The organism is Siminovitchia fortis, assembly GCF_007681465.1.
Lineage (GTDB): Bacteria > Bacillota > Bacilli > Bacillales > Bacillaceae_C > Siminovitchia > Siminovitchia fortis.
Map to the genome: position 1 here is coordinate 1 of NZ_VEKZ01000174.1, position 468 is coordinate 468.

General features: G+C 39.5%; 1 protein-coding gene. It reads right to left on the reverse strand.

The window, feature by feature from the left end:
• Positions 1-112 precede the first annotated feature (112 nt).
• Positions 113-468, reverse strand: a 356-nt coding sequence (locus FS666_RS19470; protein WP_222119392.1) for an HAD family hydrolase, incomplete at its 5' end; no start/stop codon positions are given.

A 468-nucleotide genomic window follows, 5' to 3' on the forward strand; every position in this document is an offset into this window, starting at 1 on the left:
TTAAATAAATTATAAGTCTATTATAACCTATTATTTTTGTTGGTGTTACTTATTCCGTGTAAGAAAAAAAAAGCGCCCCTAAAAGGGCACATAGTGTTTAGGCAAATTGCAATCATACATTCGCATAGGAGTGGACCAATCCTTTTACCAGCAGAGCAAAGGTTGCCATATCTCCTACCAAGTAAGTTTCTTTCACATTGGCAGGACGTACTTCTCCATACCGATTGATCCAACAAGATTTAATGCCGAGCTCGGAAGCAGGAATCACATCATATTTAAAACCGAAACCTGCATGCAGGATTTCTGATTTATCAAGACCCAGTTTTTCAAGGGCTAAATGAAAACCGTCATGATTTGGTTTATAGGTGCCTGCCTGTTCAGCAGTAACGATTGCGTCGAATTCAACATGATTACAGCCATGCAATTGACCCAGTTGTGCCATCTTTTTGATCCACCTCTGCCATGAAA